This is a genomic window from Melioribacteraceae bacterium (assembly GCA_019638015.1).
Lineage (GTDB): Bacteria > Bacteroidota > Ignavibacteria > Ignavibacteriales > Melioribacteraceae > JAHBUP01.
In genome coordinates, this window is the sequence record JAHBUP010000001.1 from 666,030 (window position 1) to 687,464 (window position 21,435).

A 21,435-nucleotide genomic window follows, 5' to 3' on the forward strand; every position below is an offset into this window, starting at 1 on the left:
TTGAGTCCGAACTTCTAATTTTTTTTATAGTTGATGCAAGTACCACGAAGAATCAATTCAGTGTCAACAATTATATGCTTGTATTCAAACTCATCTATATTATTGATGTTTTCAATGAGAAGATCAATTGATTTGTAAGCGAGTTGTTCGGTTGGCTGGTTGATACAACTTAATGGGGGAGATAAAAATTCCTGCACCGGAGAATTACCGAAACAGATTAAATCGATATCCTCCGGAATCCTCATTCCTACCTCCTTAGCCGCCTTATAAATTCCAATTGCTACCGGGTAAGTAACCGCCAATATAAATTCGGGCAAGTTATTTTGATGATAAAGATTCATAAATGTTTCGTAGCCATTTTTTTCATCATATCCACCCTCGATTATCCAATCCGATTTTACTTCTAAGCCATTCTTCTGCATAGCATTTTTAAAACCCAGTATTCTTTGCAGACCAATATTTACATTCGAATAACCCGCAAAGTGAGCAATTTTTTTGTAACCTAATTTTATGGCATGTTCGATTGCAATAAATGCGCCATTTTTATCATTAACAGTTACGGTGTTGCAGCGGGTTAGGTTTGGAATTCTATCCATAAACACGATTGGTGTTTGCCGTCTAAGAGCATTCTCAAAAATCTCAAAATCATTTGAATCTTGTGTAATAGAAACAATCAGCCCATCAACTCTTAATGAAAGCAGTGTTTGGATCTGTTTTTTCTGCATTTCCGAGTTTTCTTGCGAGACCGTTAAAAAGACCTGGTAGTTATTCATCATTGCATAATTGTAAATATGGTCCATAATTGCGCTGAAAAAATGATGTGCAATTTGTGGTAGTACCACGCCAATTGAATTGGATTTTCTTGAGGCTAAATTACGTGCCATTAAATTTGGGTAATAACCCAGTTCGTCGGCAGTTTTCTTTACTAATTCTGCTGTTGACTGGGAAACATCTGGGTGCCCGCGTAATGCTTTTGAAACTGTTATTAATGATACACCCAGTTTCTTGGCTATGTCGTTAAGCCGTATTTGTTTTGTGTTCATATTTAAAATCTATTTAATCTACTCCAATTCTATTTTAAAGTTATAAATTAAAATGAACATTATAAAGATTTGATTTAGTCAATAGGAGGTATTCGCTTAGGGCCTAATATTCTAAATATGGATGAATTTGTTAGCGATCTTTAAGGTAGAATTATTGACCAAATTATTGAATTTATAATTTGATTTTTAGATAGATGATTTTGTAATTTAACACAATCTTAATATAGCTCATACACATACAGTACTATTTTTAGTATGTATGAGAACACTTATTTGAAAAGATGAGTATGACAATTCAGTACAAAACTGTATTAGTAATTATTTTTTTAACATCACTTCTATTCAACTCACACTTAAAATCTCAACAGTTAGCGCTACCTAAACAAACTTTAGCTGAAATTGGTAACTATAAAATCAATCTGGATGATTTCAAAATCCGCTATGAAGAATACCTATTTTCGAGCGGATTAAAGGATAATATTGTAACAAGAAGAGCTATACTTAATAATGCAATTAATGAAATTATCCTTGAAAAATTTGATGACAATTCAAAAATTTATAATAATCCTGAGTTTAAAAGAGAAATTGAATGGGCGAGAAAACAAACACTTCTTGCTTATTTGAAAGACCAATTAGTCTATGCAAAAATTACTGCAAGCGATGAAGAAGTTAGAGATGCTTTTTATAAATCTAATGTTAAAATTGCCGCACGGCACCTTTACTGCCAAACGGAAGAAGAAGCAGACGCGATTTACCAATTGTTGCAGACTGGCTCCACATTTGAAGAATTGGCAAAACAGCTTTTTACCGACTCAACCCTGCAAAATAATGGTGGTTACTTAGGTTATTTTTCATGGGGTGAAATGGATCCTGCTTTTGAAGATGCTGCTTACTCCCTGCAAGTCAATGAAATTTCAAAACCCGTTAAACTCAAAAATGGTTTTTCAATTATTAAGGTGGATGATAGAGTACCCTTACCAATAATGACCGAGAATGAATTTTTGAATAAAAGAAATCATATGCAACGGGTTGTTAAAATGAGAAAAAGAAGACCCGCAGAGGTCGACTTTATGAATAAGATTTTTAATCAAAATGAAGTTAAAATTAATGATAATGGACTGAATTCTTTGCTGGCCAAGATAACTTCGGGAAATAATGAGCAAGAAGTATCTAACAAAAATAAAAATTCCATTGTTGCAAGTTATAAAGGTCGAACATATAGTGTGGACTATCTTTCAAGAAGGATAAACGATTTTCCAAAATATCATTTAGAAAAAATAACTGCAGCAAATACACTTATAAGCGCGATTAAAGGATTGATCCTTCAAGAGATATTATTAAAACTGGCCCATGATAATAAATTTGAAAATTCGGCAGAGGTGAAAAGTGTCATCAATAAATATGAAAAAAATATTTTTTTGAGATACAAGAGAAGCGAGATTGCAGAAAAAGCCATATTCCCAGATTCAGTGCTTTATTCTTTTTATGAAAACAATCTCACAAAGTTTATGGAAAGCGATAAAATAAATGTACAAGAAATTATTGTTAGAGAGAACTTGTTGGCTGAGAGATTGATTACAAGTTTACTCAATGGTGAAGATTTTGGGAAGTTAGCAATTGAGCATTCAACTCGAGAATGGTCAAAAAGTAATAGGGGAATATTAGGCTTGGCAGATGTGTCAAAGTTTGGTATTTTAAAAGACACATTATGGCATGCAGAATTGGGCAAAATTATTGGCCCAATTAAGATAGAAGATTCCTATGGAATCTTTAAAGTATTAGAAAAAAAGAAAGGTTTACCTAAGAAATTTAATGATGTTTATGATGAGGTTGTTCATTATACTAAAAAGGAAAAATCAAGATTAGTAGTTGAGCAGTACATTAGTAATATTTCAAAAAAAATAAAAATATTTATTGACGAAGACCTGCTGGGGCGTTTTACTCTCAGTCAATAAATTGTTCTTTAATTTATAAGATAGATAGCATTTATGGAGGCACCATGAAGAAACTTTTTACCATGCTATTGTTTGTTGCTATGCTACCCGTTATTATTAGTGCCGGCACCACTGGTAAATTAACAGGTAAAGTAACAGATAAAAAAACCGGCGAAGCTCTTCCGTTCGTAAATATTACGCTCGAGGGCACAACAATAGGCGCCGCATCCGATCTTGACGGTAGGTATGTTATATTAAATATCCCTCCCGGAAAGTATAATGTCAAAATACAATATATCGGGTATCAAACTGTTGTTATTGAAAACGTACAAATATCAATCGACTTAACTACTGTTCAAGACGCTCAACTAGAAGATACAGCGTTTGATATCGGGACTGTTGTTGTTCAAGGCAACGTTGACCGCATCCAAAAAGATGTTACCTCAAGCCAAGCCCGTGTAACCTCTGATGAAATCAAAAATCTACCGGTAGCCGAAATTAATGATGTGCTTCAACTCCAATCTGGAGTTACCAGAGGCGCTGATGGTAGCTTTCATATCCGTGGTGGTCGTTCATCAGAAATTGCTTATTGGGTTAATGGTATTTCTATTACCGATGCTTATGATAACAGTCGAGGCATCGATATTGATAATTCCAGCGTTCAAGAATTGCAAGTTATCAGCGGAACTTTTAATGCTGAGTATGGACAGGCACTTTCTGGTATTGTTAATACTGTAACCAAAGAAGGGGGTAGGTCATTTAAGTCAGATATAAAAGTTTATTCGAGTGATTATATAAGCAACTTTAAAGATTATTTTGTCGGAATCGATAAAGTAAATCCTTTGGCTAATTATAACCTTCAAGCAAGTTTAAGCGGACCAATTCCATTTACCGATAATCAGCTTACTCTTTTTGTGAATGGCCGTTATATGTATGATGATGGTTATTTATATGGTTATCATAATTTTAATCCGGATTCAACCGCTGGCGATGGTTCATTAACCGCAATGAATTGGTCGAAGCGATTTATTGGTCAATTTAACTTGAGTTATTACGCTTCATCATTTTTTAAATTCAATGCAGAAGTTCTGTATTCAAAAGAAAATTATAGAGATTATAACCACTTCTTTAAATGGAATCCATTCGGAGATGTGAATAAGTTTGCGGATAGCTACAATGCTACTTTTACAATGACTCACACAATTTCCGGAAGCGCTTTCTATACATTCAAGCTATCTCAATTCAAAAAAGATTTTGAAGAATATTTATATGAAGACCCGTTTGATGCTCGTTATATGCATCCAAATTCACTTCGTACAGTGGCTTATTCTTATGTTACACAAGGAACAAACTTGCATCGATTTTACCGTAAGACCGAAACTCTTATCGGAAAGTTAGATTACACAAGTCAGGTTAGCGAGAATCATCTTATTAAATTTGGTATTGAGGGGAGAGTTCATAACCTTAGTTTCGATGATTACAATATTGAACCCTTGAGAATAAACAATATTGAGGTTGAGCCGTTCCAGCCAGCTATTCCGGATATTAATACACCTAACAGAACTAAATACGACAGTGAGCCAATTGAACTAGCCGCTTATATACAGGATAAAATAGAATTTGAGAGTGTAATTATTAATATAGGATTACGTCTTGATTATTTTGACTCGAGAGGTAAAGTATTAGTTGATCCGACCGATCCAAATATAAATTTACCTTTGAGAAGTGAACTCGAAAATTTAACACTAGCTGAAAGAGAGCCATATTTTTATAAGGATGCTTCCGCTAAATGGTCGCTAGGACCACGATTCGGAATTGCATACCCAATTAGCGATAAAGGTGTTTTACATTTTTCATACGGACAGTTTCTGCAGATTCCCACATTTCAATATTTATTTAATCGTGGTCCTTATTACGTCCCCAATACAGGAAACGGATATGGAGTTTATGGAAATCCCGATTTAGAACCACAAAGTACAACAATGTATGAACTTGGTTTTAAACAAGAATTCTTCGATAACTTTTCAATGGAATTCACCGGATTCTATCGTGATATCAGAAACTGGATAACAGCTGGTCCACTAACTTCTACAAGAAATTTGGTGACCTATTCAAGTTATATAAATAAAGATTACTCTAATGTAAAAGGAATTACACTTAATGTTTCCAAAAGATTTTCAGACTTTTATTCACTCGATCTAAATTATACGTATCAAGTTGCTGAGGGGAGCAATTCAAGTCCAGAAGATGAATTTAACGCACAACTTGGAAATAATGAGCCAACACTTTTTTTAATACCTTTGGATTGGGATCAAAACCATATTCTAAATCTCTCTGTATTTGTAGGACAAGCTGACTGGGGAATTTCAACAATCGCACGCTATGGCTCTGGTTTACCATACACACCTTCAATTACACAGTACACTGCGGATAGAGGAATTACGTCGGGATTACAAAGAAACAGCAGAAGAAGGCCTACTCAATTCCAATTGGATTTGAGATTGCATAAATCATTTAATCTTGCAGGAATTGATATTACCTCTTTCTTGCGTGTGTTTAATCTTCTCGATAATAAAGTAGTTGTAAATGTATTTGGCGATACGGGAAAACCGGATTATACAACAGAGGGAAGAAATATAGGTAATGACCCGAACCGGCTAAATACGGTTGAAGAGTATTTAAGGTATCCGTGGAATTACGGCGAGCCAAGAAGAATAGAATTTGGATTTGAGTTTTCTTTCTAAAGTTTAAAAGAAATAGGAGATTAAATAAATGTCAAGATCGTTAAAAGTATTCCTAATTGTCACGATCAGCTTGTTTATAACAATGGAATCATTTGCGCAATATGTGCCAAGTAAAGAGCGTGGCAATGCTTCGAAAAGAACTAAAGCTCAAATGGAAGGTAACAGAATTAGAGCTACATTCTTTAATCATGGCCAAGCTGGAAGAACAAGCGGCTCGTTTCCAATTAATGAGCAAACACCCTTTGAATGGCCAAAAAATACCGGACAAGTGTACCTCGCATTATTAGGGATTATGGCCGGTGCTGAAGTTACAGACAATACCGGGACCCGCCAGAGAATTGTTGAAGTCCCTAATTACCGTCAATCGCCAAGTGGAAAGTCGTGGAACTTTGAGCCAATCCCGGGTTACTTAAATGAAAAAACAAATTTGATAGCTACTAGTGTTGATCCTGATACATGGCCTGATTTCTGGCCCGATCGCCAAACCGATGAAGTTGATCCAGGCTGGCGTGGATCATGGAACGGATATTTTGGTAAAAATATTTTTAATGCAGATCAGGAAATTTTTTATAGAGCTACCGATGATAATTATGACCGTTATGGTAATTTTTTCCCGGATCAGACTGATCTAACAAGAAAAGGTTTAGGATTAATTCTTGAAGTTAGAATTCTTGCGTGGTCACAAGTATTGGTGGAGGATGCTATTTATGCTCTCCATAACATTAAAAATGATGGTACCGGCGATCTTGAAAAAGTGGGAGTTACAGTTTGGTATGCAGACTTTGTAGGCGGTGATGGAGATTCGCAGGATGATATTTCTGAATTCGATCTTTTAGAAGATATTGCGTGGACGAGAGATAATGATCATAGAGCACCAACTTTTGGATCCGATCCGGTGGGTATTGTTGCGGTTGCGTTCCTTGAAACTCCAGGTAACGCATTAGATAGAATTGATAACGATGGCGATAGTCCAGAATTGGACAATTTTATTACGGCAGAAATGATTGAAGGGGAAATCCCGGATAATCTTATTGACGATAACGGTAATGGATTAATTGATGAAAACCAAACTCACATTCCATTTGGAGTTCAAAGAGGTGTAACTTACGCTGATGGAATAGCACAACCAATAAATGCATCATGGTCAGCTTTGAAACCGAGATTTAAGGTTGAAGCAAATAGTCCAGTAGTAACTCAGGCAATGATTGATTTAGCTAATTCAAATCCATCGAGCAATAAATGGAAATTGTGGCCAACTCCGGATTCATTCCAAAATGGTAAAATTCATTTGATCATGGTTACCCAAGAAAAAATAAATTTACCATTTAAAGATGGTATTGATAATGATGACGATGGCGAGGCAAACAGCCCGCTCGTTACACAGGCAATGATTACTCAAGCTGCTAATGACGCCCCATATTTTAGATATCGGGTTAATGATAAAATAATTCTCTATAATGTAGTTGCTTCAACTCTCGGTAAAAAATATGCCGATGGAATTGATAATGACGGCAATGGCGCAATTGATGAAGGTATTGATGATGGTATTGATGTAATGATTGATGAAGCTCGTGATGATGGAAAAGATAATGATTATGATTGGAACCCCGCTCGTGATGATGTGGGCATGGATGGCGTTGCTGATACAGGTGACGAAGGTGAAAATGATGGAAAACCAACAAGCGGCGCAAGATTAGGATTGCCTGGCGAACCGGGCATTGATGTTACCGACGTTTCTGAAACCGATCAAATTGGTATTACAAATGCCGATTACGTTCCTGCCGGTGGATTAAATATTAATAGTGACGCTCAAATGTGGTTCGATTTTATGATTCCGGGTAAATTCTTTGATCCTCAAGAAGTGGTTGCAGGAGAATATGATTTGTTTGTTAGTTCAAGTTTATTCCCATTAAAATCGGGACAACAAGAACCGGTCTCATTAGTTGTTCTGCTCGCTAATGGTACTGTTCCCGATCCAGGTGGTCAATTCAGAAAAAGTGAAATTCTCAGAAAACGGGTTAGAGCACAAGAAACATATAACAACGATTATCGTTTCGCCAATGCTCCTATTACTCCAACTCTCACTGCGATTCCTGGAGATAATAGAGTTACATTATATTGGGATGATGCCGCTGAAAAATCTTTCGATGCCTATATTGATGCTATTGGCGGTAATGGTAGAGACTTTGAGGGATATAAAATTTACCGCGCTTCCGATCCTGCTTTCCAAGATGCTGAACAAATTACGAATGGCTTTGGCGGAAGACAATTCAGATTACCAATTGCGCAGTATGATCTAGTTAATGGAATTAAAGGTTTTGATCCGATAGGTATTGATGGTATCCGCTACTATCTTGGAAATGATACCGGATTGAAACATTCATTTGTTGATACAACTGTGTTTAACGGATTTACATATTACTATGCGGTTGTTGCTTACGATTTCGGATTCCCTTTAGGTGAAATTATTCCTTCCGAATCACCGATTCGCGTTTCATTGCAGGCAGATGGAAGTGTAAAATTAGGTTCAAACGTTGCGCGTGTTACCCCTGAAGCCCCGGTTGCCGGTTATGTAGCTCCAACTCTCGGTAATATTTCTCTGATGCAAGGTACAACATCGGGACAGGTTGCTTATAATATTGTTGATATAAATAAAATAAAAAACAATCATGTTTACTACTTAACATTTGAAGATACGATTAAGGTTGCTCAAAGAACCGGTCAGCCGGATACACTCACAACTAAAAATTATACTTTACGTGATAGTACCGCCGGAAGAATATTAATAAATAAGTTTAAGAATTTATCAGCTGATGTTGAACAACCGTTAGTTGATGGTTTCCGCCTTAGCTTTGTTAATGAGAGAAGAGTAGAACTTGACCGTGCTGTTTCAATTTGGCCTGATGAAAAAATTGTTTCTTATCAATTTGAAAAATTTGTTTGGCCGGGAGGAATAACTGGTGAAGAAAGACCTAATGATTACCGAATTGAATTTGGGGAGGTTGGTTTTGGTACTTCTTCTCAAATTAGACTTGGTTCAAACACATTTGCGGCGAAACCGGTAAACTTCAAAGTATATAACATGAGTACAAAAAAATATATTGAATTTGGCTTTGTTGAGGTTGATGGAACAGATGGAAATCTTACAACTAATGGTGCCAGAAGAGACCGTATAGTGTTTTTAGAACCGGATCAAAATGGAATTCTTAAATACACATGGTGGTTCTACCTTTTTGATACACCAAGTACAACTTTAGGAACCCGCTTCCCGAAATCGGGTGAAAAATTAGAAATTAAATTGAAGAAACCATTTTTATCGAGTGATATATTTAGATTTGTTGCAAGCGCGGGAATGGTTGATACTGAACAAGCTAAATTGGAAATGGAGAAAATTAAAGTGGTTCCAAATCCTTATGTAGCTACAGCTCAATGGGAAGCAAGAAATCCTTATGCTAGCGGAAGAGGTCCTCGTTCGCTTCACTTCACTCATCTTCCGAGCAAATGTACAATAAGAATATTTACAATTAATGGTGAATTAGTTGATGTAATAGAGCATGATAGTCCGTTGAATGATGGTACTGCAGAATGGAAAATGCTTACAAAAGATAATTTGAACATTGCTTATGGTGTTTATGTATTTCAGGTTGACGCTCCAGGCATTGGTTCTAAAATTGGAAAATTTGCAGTGATTAAATAATTCTAATGGACGAAAAATTTTAAGGAGTTTAATCATGTTTAACAAAAAATTAATGGTAATAGGAATTTTGGTGCTTCTGCTTCAGCCGGTAATGGCTCAGCGAGTTACCAAAACGGGTACAACTGCCGCAAAGTTTTTAAGTATAGGTATCGGGCCCCGTGCTAATGCTATGGGCGCAGCTTACAGTTCTGTTGCCGATGATGCCTCTGCTATGTACTGGAATCCGGCGGGTATCGCTCGTATATCTGAATATCAAACCGCATTTACATACACCAAAATGTTTGCTGATATAAATGTAAATTATTTTGGCGCGGTTATCCCTGCCGGCGATCTTGGTGTGTTCGGTATTGGCATAACAGCTCTAAATATTGGCGATATGGAAGTTACTACCGAATATTATCCCGAAGGTACCGGAGAAATATTTAACGCAGGCAGTTATGCCTTTGGTTTATCTTACGCAAAATTTATAACAAGCGATTTTGCAGTGGGTGTTACAATCAAATATATTCGCGAGGGTATATATAATTCGAGTGCTGAAGGTTTTGGAGTTGATGTTGGAACAGTTTTCACAACTCCATTTTATGGAATTAAATTTGCTTCCAGCATTTCAAATTATGGATCGAAACTGCAAATGAGCGGTGATGATTTACTAATTCGGCACGATCCCGATCCACAGAGAGCTGGTAATAATCAAACTATAGACGCCTGGTATTCTACAGATCAATATGAACTCCCATTACGTTTACAAATTGGGCTGTCACGCGATTTTACAATTTTAGATGAACACCGTCTTACTTTGGCAGTCGATGCAATTCATCCTAACGATAATAATCAATGGGTGAATGTGGGCGGTGAAATTTCTCTCTTTAATAATCTACTTTCATTAAGAGGAGGTTATAAAGGACTTTTCCTAGATGACACACAGGAAGGGTTAACCCTTGGCGCCGGAATTCATTACGGCGGATTAGGAGTGTTCAAAATATCGGTTGATTATTCTTATCAACAAATGAAATATCTTGATCATCTTCACAGTTTTGGAGTTGTATTAGGATTCTAACTAACTAATTGATTAATTTATAAACAATTGTTTTACACAAACCTAATTGGAGGCACCATGAAAAAAATGATCGTACTATCTCTTCTGCTCCTCGTAGCATTCTCAACGGTTGATGCCCAAAAGAAAAAAGTTACTTTTAAGGCAGACATGAGAATAGAGATAAGCAAGGGTAAATTTGACCCTGCTAAAGATGTTGTTACTGTTCCCGGCGGAATGAACAACTGGCTTAACGAACCACCGGCAAATGCTGAAAAAGTATTAACCGATGATGATAAGGACCAGATTTATGAACTAACTTATGAACTTGATCCCGGTACTTACGACTATAAGTTCAACATTGGTTTGGGTTGGGATGGTAAAGATGAACCCGGCGATAACAGCAAAGTTACTGTTGGAACCGAAGATCAAACCATCACAAGATTTATGTATAACAGAACTCCATACACAAAAGTTGAAACAGACGTTGAGTTTAGTGTTGATTTAACCTTGCCAATTAAACAAGGATTTAATCCTGCTACAGGTAAAGTATTTGTAGCTGGTAACTTTACAGATTGGGGAACAAACGCTGTTGAATTAACAGATGCTGATGGCGACAAAAAATATACAGGTACTGTTAAACGTACTTCAGGTGATATATTAATGTATAAATTCATCTTTAGTTCAACCACAGCTTCCAATGGAACTTGGGAAAGTCCAACAAACACACCATCTGCAAGTGATGTTTTTGGTGGCGATGCCAATAGAATTTACGGAGTTGTAGATGGCGTAAATAAAATTGAAAGATTCTGGAATAACGCAAATCCGGATATTCAATTAGCAAGCGGTAACGTTGCGTTTACAGTAGATATGGGCGTTCTTGAAGAGATCGGTGTTTATGATCCTGCTGTTGATAAACTTCAAATTAGAGGCGGTTTTAATGGATGGAGCGATAGCGATCCCGCAAGATCAACAATGAATCAAGATCCACTTTTCCCTGAACAATGGTTTTTAACTGTTCCTTTTGAAAACCAGGAAGTCGGAAAAGATCAAACCTATAAATACTACGCAATTCTTGCTAACCCCGGTATCTGGACAGACACATGGGAAAGACCACTTTCTACAGGTGGCGGTGACCGTGCCGTGACATTTAAAGGTGAAGCAAACCAACAAGAAACAAAATTATACTATGATGATGTGCATCCTGCGTTTGTAATCACAAAGGATAAATCCGTTCAAATTAAATTCCGTGTCGATATGAAAGATGCTTACGATCCTTCAAAAGTTGCCGTTCCAATGGAAGCAGGTGATAAATTATACTGGTTGCCTCGTCAGCCATTGTTCCAAAGAATGATGGGATGGGCAGGAGCAGAAGATGCAATAGAACAATTTGAACTTACAGATCCTGACGGTGATAAAATTTATGAAGGTACATTAACTGTTAATGGTCCTTCATTTAATGCATTTGAATACCGCTATGGTTATAAAAAAGCTGACGGATCATGGCAGAGAGAAGCTAGTGCTCTTGGTACCACAAAATCGGGTAGAGTTAGATTTATAGCTCAAACAGCTCCAAGAACCTTTACTCAACCATATACAGCTCCACTCGATTCATGGCTACCGGATGCAGATAAATCTTCACAATTTGAAACTTGGCCAAGCGGATTAAGCAGTGTTCGCGATCTTGAATTTGGTTTACCAAATCAATACAGCTTAGAACAAAACTATCCTAATCCATTTAACCCAACAACAATTATTAGATTCAGCGTGCCGAAAGATCAATTGGTAAGCTTGAAAGTATATAATGTTCTTGGTCAGGAAGTAGCTGTTCTTGTTAATAAAGAAATGAAAGCCGGTTCATATGAATTTGATTTCAACGCTTCAAAATTAAGCAGTGGAATCTATTTCTATAAATTGAACGCTGGTAATTATAATGCTACTAAAAAGATGATGTTGATAAAATAAGGAAGTAATTATCAGCTGTTAGCTTTTAGAAAAGCCCCGCTGAATAAGCGGGGCTTTTTTTTTAATCGGATCTCAAATTTTAGAAATTTTGAAATGTAGTCATTCCGGTATGTCTTTAGCTGGAATCTACAAAATGAGTTTTTGTAAAGATTGTTCAGTACAATAAATCTCTAATTTAAAATACCCTTCAGTTGATTCAGTAAATTCTTAGCACCTTGATGATTCGGATTGTTCTCAATTAGTTTGGTTACTGATTGATAAGCCTTTTTATAATCTTTATTTAATGCATAAGCGCCGGAAAGATTGTACAATACCTGCTCATCTTCGGGATTATAGAATAAAGATTTTTCCAAAAACTTTATTGCTGCTTCAGTATTCCCATTTTGAAGTGCAATCTGTCCGAGCCATTTCGTTGAAAACGCGTTTGGACTTAATTCATATTCCATATTCAATATTATCTTGGCCTTATTATATTCTTTTCTTTGAAGCAAGATCAGTGTTATGTTCTCTATTTTTCTATAATATTCAACCACAATGGGATATTGATAAATCAACGCTCGCATATGTTGTGTAAATAGAATTATGTCATCTCTGCGTAAACTTTTATCAGCGACTTTTTCAATAGCTTTTCCCCAGCTTAAATCTCCTAAAAGAAAATGAACGGCAGCTGAATCAATATAATCTTTTGGTATGCAAACCTCCCAATAACTTTTTTTTAATTTAGGATCGATAAAGGGCCAATCATTTTTTAACAGCTTAATTCTATAATCAGCCACTACCGAATCAAAATGAGAATAAACAAAATTATTTAGTGTTGCGCTATCCTGCTCCTCAAATGGAATTGCCGCGGTGCTGTTGGCAGGAAGATAGTTTACCTGGTGCATTTTTTCATAAAATAATTTTCCCATTTTCTGGTATCCAGCTAGATTGGGATGCAGATGATCGGTCATCCAGTCATTCCCAATTATTCCTTCGTTACTCATAGCACTAAACATAGAATCAGCATCTATTGTGGGCACCTTATATTTATTAGCTAAAGAAAGGATAATTGAATTCATCTTTTCGGGTGCCCTAAAGCGTAAGCCATCTAGATCTTTTGCGTAACGATAGAGTGAATTGGCTTTTTTATAATTGCCGGCAGAATATTCCTTCTCCGCTTCACTAAATATCTGGTTTGCGCTCGGGTTATCACCTTTATTAATTGAGATGAATGGAGCTTGACCTTTTAAATTACTTGCGAGTGTTGAAATTATGAGAGGTACATTTTGATTTTGAATCATCTCAATAATATCTGTCAAATTTCCTTCGAACTGATTGATTCCAACATTAAACTGCTCGGAATTTAATTCTATCTCCTTTTCCTTTGCCATACGCGACATGAGCGTTCCCGTTGCAGGCCCCTCATCATTAATTCCTACTATACCAACAAACCATTGGATAAAATCTTTTACTAACTGCGTGGTTTTGAATCTATTCATGTAGAGTAGCATATTAACGAGCGCGCGTGAATTGCTAACCGATTCTTGAGAACCGACGCCGAGCGCGCCATAATATTCATTGTGACCGGTATAGATAAGAATTAGATCGGGCCTTTGATCCAAAACCTCCGGTACAAAATCTCGAACGGTATAAGAACTGATTGCTGAAAGACCAATATTTATTACTTCAATTTTTTTATCGGGATAGGATAATTCAAGTCGTCTTCTTAAGTATCGAGAAAAAGCTCCCATTGGCATATATGGATAACCCGCGGCACTGCTTTCTCCTAAAATAAAAACACGAAACGAATTCGGAACTTTCTCTTTATCAAAAATATCTTCTATTGAAGCGGGCACACTTTTTACTGTTGTAAAATATCTTCTTGGCGCATCAGGATTTAAAATATACTTTCCCTCAATAACTTCACCCCACATAGAAAAATCATACCCATAATTAAAAACTCGTAGTCCGACTTCAAGCAATACAAAAAAGAATACCGGAATAAAAATCATTATAAGGTAAAAGTAGAATGGAGTTTTTACCGGAGGATTTGCATCAAGATATTCCTTTACCTCGGCGGGGTCGAGACTCAAATCATCAGCCAACTTTTGGTGTGAATATTTAGTGCGATTTAATTCTATATATTTTTTTTGTTTGTTAGATATTCCCACAACAATTCCATCCCTTTATTTAGCCGAATCAAAAATAATAAAAAAGGGGGGAGAAAAATTGTTTGAATTTCTAAATAAGGGGGCGGAGTTGATTTATAACTTTATTAGCTCCGGCGTGATTCGGATTTTTTTTTAATAGCTTGGTAATTAACTCGTAAGACTTTTTATAATTCTCCACTATTGCATATGCTCCCGAAAGATTATACATAACTTGTTCATCTTCAGAATTATGAACAAGAGATTCTTCAAGGTAATTTATCGCTTCTAATGTATTCCCTTTAGTAAGCTCAATTTGTCCGAGCCATTTAGCGCAAAAGGAATTTGGTTTTAGTTCATACTCCAATTTTAAAACCTCTGCCGCATTATCAAATTCATTTTTTTTAATAAATCCAAGTGCAACTGCTTCCAGTTTATCATACAAATCAATCATTATGGGATATTGATAAATCAATGCCCGCATATGTTCAACCAATCCCTTTACATTTCCTCTACTTAAGCTTTCATCGGCAATACTCTCGATATTCTGGTCCCAGCTTTTTTGTCCTAATAAAAACTTTACCGCTATGGTATCAATAAAATTTTTAGGAGTGCAGATATCCCACAAACTTTTTTTGAGTTTTGGATTGATAAATGGCCAATCATTTTTGAGAAGACGGATTCTGTAATCCGCTACAACAGAATCGAATGTCGAGAATACAAATTGTTGGCTGGTCAATTGATGTTGGTGCTCTATAGGAATTATTTCTTTCGAGTTCTTCGGTAGAATATATTTCTTTCTCATCATTTCATAAAATAGATTACCAATAGCTTGGTTTCCGTCAAGTGTTGGATGCAGATGATCGGTCATAAGGTTATCGCCAACAATTCCAGATTGACTCATAGATGCAAAAAGGGAATCTGTATCAATAACTGGAATGGAGTAAATCCCGGCAATATTTTTAATAATTGTGTTAATTTTTTCGGGTGCCCGAAATCGAAGACCATCCAAATCCTTTGCGTATCTAAATAGTGAATCAGCCCGGTTAAAATTCTGTGCGGCAAACTCAGCTTTCGCATCATTAAATATTTTATCTGCAGAGGGAGACTTTTTACTCTCTATTGATATAAATGGTGATTGATCTTTCAAATTACTTGCGAGTGTAGAGATAATGATCGGTACATTTTTATCCTTTACCATCTCAATAATATCAGTCATATTAGCTTTAAATTGCTCCAACCCGGCATTAAATTTCTCCGAATTAAACTCAATTTCCTTTTCAGCCGCCATACGGGACATAAGTGTACCCGAAACCGGATCAGAGTTATCATCTGCAACTACTTCTACGAACAACTTTAATATATCTCTAATGAGCTGAGTAGTTTTGAACTTATTCATATATAAAAGAAAATTTACCAGACCGGTAGAACTTAAAACAGATTCTTGGGAACCGACTCCAAGCGCCCCATAATACTCATTATGCCCTGCATACATTAAGATTAAATCAGGTTTTTGTTCTAATATTTCCGGAATAAAATCACGAATTGTAAATGAATTTGTTGCTGAGAGGGCAGTATTTATTACTTCGATTTTAAGATCTGGATAATTTAACTCAAGCCGCTTACGGATATATCGCGAGAAGGATCCCATCGGTAAATAAGGATAACCGGCCGCGGAACTTTCACCTACGACAAATACACGAAATGCGTTTGGAGCTTTTTCTTTATCAAATATATCTTTTATAGAAGTTGGATTACTTTTAACTGTATAAAAATATCTATGAGATACATCCCAGTTCATCATATACTTGCCCTCGGCGACTTCCACCCACATCGAAAGATTATAACCATAATTGAACAATCGCAGACCGGACTCAAGTAAAATGAAAAAGAGAAGTGGAATTAAAATTAGTATTAGATAAAAATAGAATGGCGTTTTTTCTGCTGGGTTTTTATCACTACTCTTAATTAGCTTTTTAGATAAACTCACTTTTAACCTATTGTTTTAAACGGATCAAAAATAGCAAAAAAGAGTAAAGTATTTTTGACTATTTACCTACTTGGAAATGAGTGAAACGGGAAATGGAATATGTGTATGGGGATTCATTTACCCTACTATATTCTCAAATAAATTATTTATTTTAAGAGCGCTTAAGCAAATAAATACTTCAATAATTCACAGTAAAAAGTGTTCAAACTAGAGATGTTTTATAAATTCATCATTATATTTTTGTGTCTTTCTCTTCCATTAATTGCCCAGGAAAAGGGGACAATTCGGGGTGTCGTTAAAGATTCAATAAATTCAGAAGTTCTTCCATTTGGCAATGCGTTAATAAAAGAAATTAATGTTGGAGCATCAACTAATAACCGGGGTTATTTTGTTATTCCCTCCGTGCCCGTCGGACAGAACTATACGTTGATGGTTTCTTATATCGGTTATAAAACTAAGATTATGAGTGTGAGTGTTTTACCTAATAAAATTACCGAGTTAGAAATTTTATTGGTTCCGTCATCTATTCAACTACAGACAATAGAAAAAGTTGAATATTTATCCGCCGAGGAAAATGTACCCGATTTGGGAAAATCAATCATTACAACTAAATCACTAGAAGTAATTCCGAAAGGTGTTGAAACGGATATGCTTCGCTCCCTAATTTCTCTGCCGGGTGTGCAATCAACCGGCGATGTTTCGGCGAGATATAATGTAAGAGGGGGCGAATCAAATCAAAATTTAGTTTTAGTCGATGGAATTCCACTTTATTACCCTTTTCACGCTATAGGATTATTTAGCGTTGTTGATGCCGATATTGTTAACAATGCCGAATTTTTTAGAGGAGGATTTCCTTCATCTAATGGTAGGGCTATTTCTTCAATTTTAAAAATTAGTACACGAGATGGGAATAAAAATCAATTTGGCGGAAAATTAAGCGGTAGTTTTCTTTCAGTTAAAGGAATGATTGAGGGACCCATTCCAAGCGGATCATTTTATCTCACCGGTAGAAAAAGTGTATCAAATAAAATATTGAACAAATTTTTAAATGGTGAACTGCCGGTTGAGTTTTATGATGCGGCATTCAAAGTGAATGTTTCAAATCCCGATTTTTTCTCCGGCGCAAAATTTACTCTGCAAGGTTTATTCAGCGGAGATGAATTAAAGTACAAAGAAACTAACCGCCCCGACTACCGCTGGTCGAATAATTTAATTGGACTAAAAGTTTTCACTGTTGGGAGTGTTCCCTTTTTCCTCGATTTCGGAGTTAGTTTTAGCTCATATAAAAATGAAATTATTTCGAAAGAGAGCGGCACTAAGCCAAAGTTGAATGAATTGTATGATTTTACAATATCAACCGATTTTTTGTATGTGCTAGATAATAAAGATGAATTTGGGATTGGTGCCGATGTAAAATCGATTAACGCAAAAATGTTTCTTCTAAACAGATTTGATTTCCGCGCCGATGTTGGTTCGGAAGGATTAAGCTCAAACGCATACATCAATTATAAATTTTTAAGATTCGCAAATTTTGGTGCCGATATTGGCATCCGCGCTAATTTGAAAAACCTTGCGGCAAAAGGGGATCTAGTTGAACCTAGAATAAATTTAACATATAAATTAGCAGATGGTGTAACTCTTAAAAGTTCATACGGAATCTTTCAGCAGGAGTTAACCACAATTTATGATGAGAGGGAAGTTCTTTCATTATTTGACCCGGTTGCAATAATTCCTGGCTATTTAGAAAAGGCTAAATCAGCGCATTACATATTTGGTATCTCTACATCTCCAACACAGAATATTAATATTGATGTTGAGGGGTACTATAGAAAAATATATTCAGCTCCAACTTTAAATGAAAACCGGACAATTGCGAGTGATCCCGATTTAATTCAATCGATTGGTGAATCTTACGGTACAGAGTTTCTTTTTTACGCCAAGCATAATTTAGTCGAGTTAAATATAGGTTATACATTAAGCTGGGCATTTAAGGAAGCTAACGGAATAAAATATAAACCCAGATATGATTCGAGACATAATGTAAATGTATCCCTATCATATTTGCTTCCATTTGATTTTGTGGTAAGCGGAGCTTTCAGTTATCACTCGGGAAATCCATTTACACAGCAGAGCGGGTATTTTGATCAATTCAACATGAGTGGATTTTTAGAAAATTATCATCCGTTTGAAACTATAACGCCAATACAGTATTTCAAGGAGAAGAACGCCGGAACGCTCCCCGATTATCACAGGTTTGATTTAATGATTTCAAAGAAAATAGAATTGGGATTACTTAGAATGCTTCTCGATATAAGCGCGGTTAATATCTATAATAGAAAAAATATTTATTATTTTGAACAAACCACCGGAAGAAGAGTAAATATGCTTCCTTTTATGCTAACCGGAACATTGAAAATTGAAATATGAAAAAGAAAATTATACTAACATTATTATTAGCTGCGACTCTGCTATCTACTTCCTGTGATGAAAATGTTTCCCCAAAAGGAGAATTGCCCGAAGATTACGTAGTAAATTTAATTATTAGAACAGACACTACATTTCAAACCGCGACAGTTACTAGAGTATATGATGTTGATGGATTCGACCCGCTCGAATTAAAAACAGATCCTTCAGTTACCGGCGCAAAAATATCTTTAAAGTATTCTGATTCTAATATCGAATATTTTTATAGAGATACTGTTGATTATAATAAACTTAATTCACGGTTTGGTACTCCTTCCAGATATTATTATTTGAAAAACTTACCGATTCATTATGGAAAAGAGATTGAAATGAAAGCCCTTCTTTCCGGGGGTAAATTGATTAAGGCAAAAACTAAGATCCCGGAAAAATTTGTATTTACAAGTGAAGGCACAACTCCATTTATACCCGGACCATTAGTGGGAAGAGATACTTCCAACATTTCTGTAGCCTGGAATAACGCATCAACAGATTTTGTTAAAATGGGAAAAGCCACACTTGTTTATTTCTATAAAGAACAGGATGGTTCTAAAACCCGATATGAAAAGAAAGTACCAATGAATAGGTTTATTAATGGGAATGATACCTCTAAAAATTATAGCACAAGCAGTTTCCGCAATGACTTGAAGATTAACCGCACAATTTTGAAAAACATTCTATCCGAAATTTCTTCCGGCAATAGTGCAAAGGGAAGATACTCTATCGCCCCGTTGGAAGTAGAAGTTTTTGTGATGGATGAAAATTTAACAAGATATTTTTCCGCCGGATTGTTATATGATTTCGGATTTACAATTAGAAATCTCCCTGCTCATATCTCAAACATAGATGGAGGATTGGGATTTATGGGATCTTATGCCCATTCAAAAATTGCAATAAGATTTGAGGATCAATATCTGTTAAATACTTTTGGATATTTAAGAGAACGATAAAATTAATTGAGGGAATATTATTTAATGATTAAAAGCATCGCAATCATTTTAGTTTTAATTACTGTTACAATTTCAGCTCAGGAATATATTCGGGGAGTTGACTTATCCACTGTCCCGCATATTGAAGATCTAGGAGGCAGATATAAATTAAATGGTCAGCTGAAAGAGGTACTTGATATATTTAAGGAGAATGGTGCTAATTATGTGCGATTGCGAATTTGGCATACTCCCTCAAATAAATATACAGGTTTAGATCAAACTTTATTATTTGCAAAACGAATTAAAGAAAAGGGTTTAAAGTTTCTTCTTAATTTTCATTATTCCGATACATGGGCAGATCCGGGTTCTCAAACAAAACCCAAAATGTGGAATTCTCTTTCTTTCGATCAATTGAAAGACAGCGTTTATGAATATACTAAGAGAGTAATGAAATTATTGAATGAAAAAAATTCATTGCCTGATATGGTTCAGATAGGAAATGAGATTTCTGGTGGCATGTTGTGGCCTGATGGTAAACTTTATAATGTCCCCGATTTTGAAGGACAAAAAGTAAAATTTGGTCAATTATTAAAAGAGGGAATTCGTGCAGTTAAAGAAATTGCTGGAACTAATGTGGTTAAAACAATGATCCATATTCCAATCCTCAATGGAAATACGGGCAACGTTACATATTTCTATGATATAATTAGAACCCAAAATGTTGAGTACGATGTAATTGGACTTTCATATTATCCTTGGTGGCATGGAAATTTAACTCAGTTGAAAAATACTTTAAATACGGTTGCAAGCAGATACAGCAAAGAAATTATTATAGTTGAAACAGCGTATCCTTGGACAACCGGATATCAAAGTGATAATACAAATAATATTGTTGGTCCCGCAACAATATTACTCCCCGAATATCCTGCAACTCGTGCAGGACAAAAAGATTTTATCATAAAACTTTCTGAGATTATTAAGGAGACCAGTAATAAAAAAGGAATTGGATTTTTTTATTGGGAACCGGCGCTAATTTCTCTTCCAGGTAAAAGGGGTTCTGATTGGGAGAATGTTGCTACTTTTAGTTTTAGCAACCAATTTGGCGAAGCTGAAGCGTTGGAGTCACTCAGCTCATTCGGGGCGCTGAGTAGTATTACCGAAAATGACAATTATCATTCAATGCCTGACCAATATATTCTTTATCAAAACTATCCTAATTCATTCAATCCGGAGACAACAATTAAATATCAAATAGCGGAAGTTAGTAATGTGAGTTTGAAAGTTTATGACCTACTCGGTAGAGAAGTCGCGGTATTAGTTAATGAGATCCAACAACCCGGAGTTTACAATGTTAAATTTAATATGAAGAATGTAGATTCATACTCATCACTCTCTACTTTCACCCGCCATGGGCGGGCAAGCTCTTCACTCTCAACAAGTATTTATTTTTATCGTCTTCAGGTAGGAAATTATTCAACAGTTCGTAAAATGGTTTATATAAAATAATTCTTAAC

General features: G+C 35.7%; 11 protein-coding genes. 8 read left to right on the forward strand and 3 right to left on the reverse strand.

What is annotated here, in order from left to right; all coding sequences use genetic code 11:
* Positions 1 to 14 precede the first annotated feature (14 nt).
* A complete protein-coding gene (locus KF816_02740) occupies positions 15 to 1,043 on the reverse strand; it encodes a LacI family DNA-binding transcriptional regulator (protein ID MBX3006923.1) in 1,029 nt (342 codons plus the stop codon).
* A 287-nt stretch (positions 1,044 to 1,330) separates the two neighbouring features.
* Between KF816_02740 and KF816_02745 the strand changes: the two genes are divergently transcribed.
* The 5 genes from KF816_02745 (at position 1,331) to KF816_02765 (ending at position 12,416) form a co-directional block, all read left to right on the forward strand.
* Positions 1,331 to 2,998 carry a peptidylprolyl isomerase gene (locus KF816_02745; protein MBX3006924.1) on the forward strand — a complete coding sequence of 556 codons (1,668 nt, stop codon included), beginning with the start codon at positions 1,331 to 1,333 and terminating at the stop codon, positions 2,996 to 2,998.
* A 44-nt stretch (positions 2,999 to 3,042) separates the two neighbouring features.
* Positions 3,043 to 5,721, forward strand: coding sequence for a TonB-dependent receptor (locus KF816_02750; GenBank protein MBX3006925.1), 2,679 nt, complete (start codon positions 3,043 to 3,045; stop codon positions 5,719 to 5,721).
* 28 nt (positions 5,722 to 5,749) lie between these two features.
* Positions 5,750 to 9,418, forward strand: a complete 3,669-nt coding sequence (locus tag KF816_02755; GenBank protein MBX3006926.1) for a hypothetical protein — start codon at positions 5,750 to 5,752, stop codon at positions 9,416 to 9,418.
* A gap of 34 nt (positions 9,419 to 9,452) precedes the next feature.
* Positions 9,453 to 10,475 (forward strand): PorV/PorQ family protein, encoded by a 1,023-nt coding sequence (locus KF816_02760; protein MBX3006927.1) that lies wholly within the window; start codon positions 9,453 to 9,455, stop codon positions 10,473 to 10,475.
* Positions 10,476 to 11,801: 1,326 nt separating this feature from the next.
* Positions 11,802 to 12,416, forward strand: a complete 615-nt coding sequence (locus KF816_02765) for a T9SS type A sorting domain-containing protein (GenBank protein MBX3006928.1) — start codon at positions 11,802 to 11,804, stop codon at positions 12,414 to 12,416.
* 170 nt (positions 12,417 to 12,586) lie between these two features.
* Here the strand turns inward: KF816_02765 and KF816_02770 are convergent, their stop codons facing one another.
* Together KF816_02770 and KF816_02775 are read right to left on the reverse strand one after the other, a co-directional pair.
* A complete protein-coding gene (locus KF816_02770) occupies positions 12,587 to 14,566 on the reverse strand; it encodes a tetratricopeptide repeat protein (protein MBX3006929.1) in 1,980 nt (659 codons plus the stop codon).
* A gap of 70 nt (positions 14,567 to 14,636) precedes the next feature.
* Positions 14,637 to 16,532, reverse strand: a complete 1,896-nt coding sequence (locus tag KF816_02775) for a hypothetical protein (GenBank protein MBX3006930.1) — start codon at positions 16,530 to 16,532, stop codon at positions 14,637 to 14,639.
* Between the two features lie 198 nt (positions 16,533 to 16,730).
* Between KF816_02775 and KF816_02780 the strand changes: the two genes are divergently transcribed.
* Genes KF816_02780 through KF816_02790 form a run of 3 tightly spaced genes read left to right on the forward strand, consistent with a single transcriptional unit; the run spans position 16,731 to position 21,427 of the window.
* The gene (locus tag KF816_02780) at positions 16,731 to 18,959 is read left to right on the forward strand and encodes a carboxypeptidase-like regulatory domain-containing protein (GenBank protein ID MBX3006931.1); all 2,229 of its coding nucleotides are present in this window, start codon (positions 16,731 to 16,733) and stop codon (positions 18,957 to 18,959) included.
* Positions 18,956 to 19,942: a DUF4249 family protein gene (locus KF816_02785; protein MBX3006932.1), complete on the forward strand. Its 987-nt coding sequence runs from the start codon at positions 18,956 to 18,958 to the stop codon at positions 19,940 to 19,942. The genes KF816_02780 and KF816_02785 overlap by 4 nt, the downstream gene beginning before the upstream one ends.
* A 24-nt stretch (positions 19,943 to 19,966) precedes the next feature.
* Positions 19,967 to 21,427 (forward strand): glycosyl hydrolase 53 family protein, encoded by a 1,461-nt coding sequence (locus KF816_02790; protein ID MBX3006933.1) that lies wholly within the window; start codon positions 19,967 to 19,969, stop codon positions 21,425 to 21,427.
* Positions 21,428 to 21,435 lie beyond the last annotated feature (8 nt).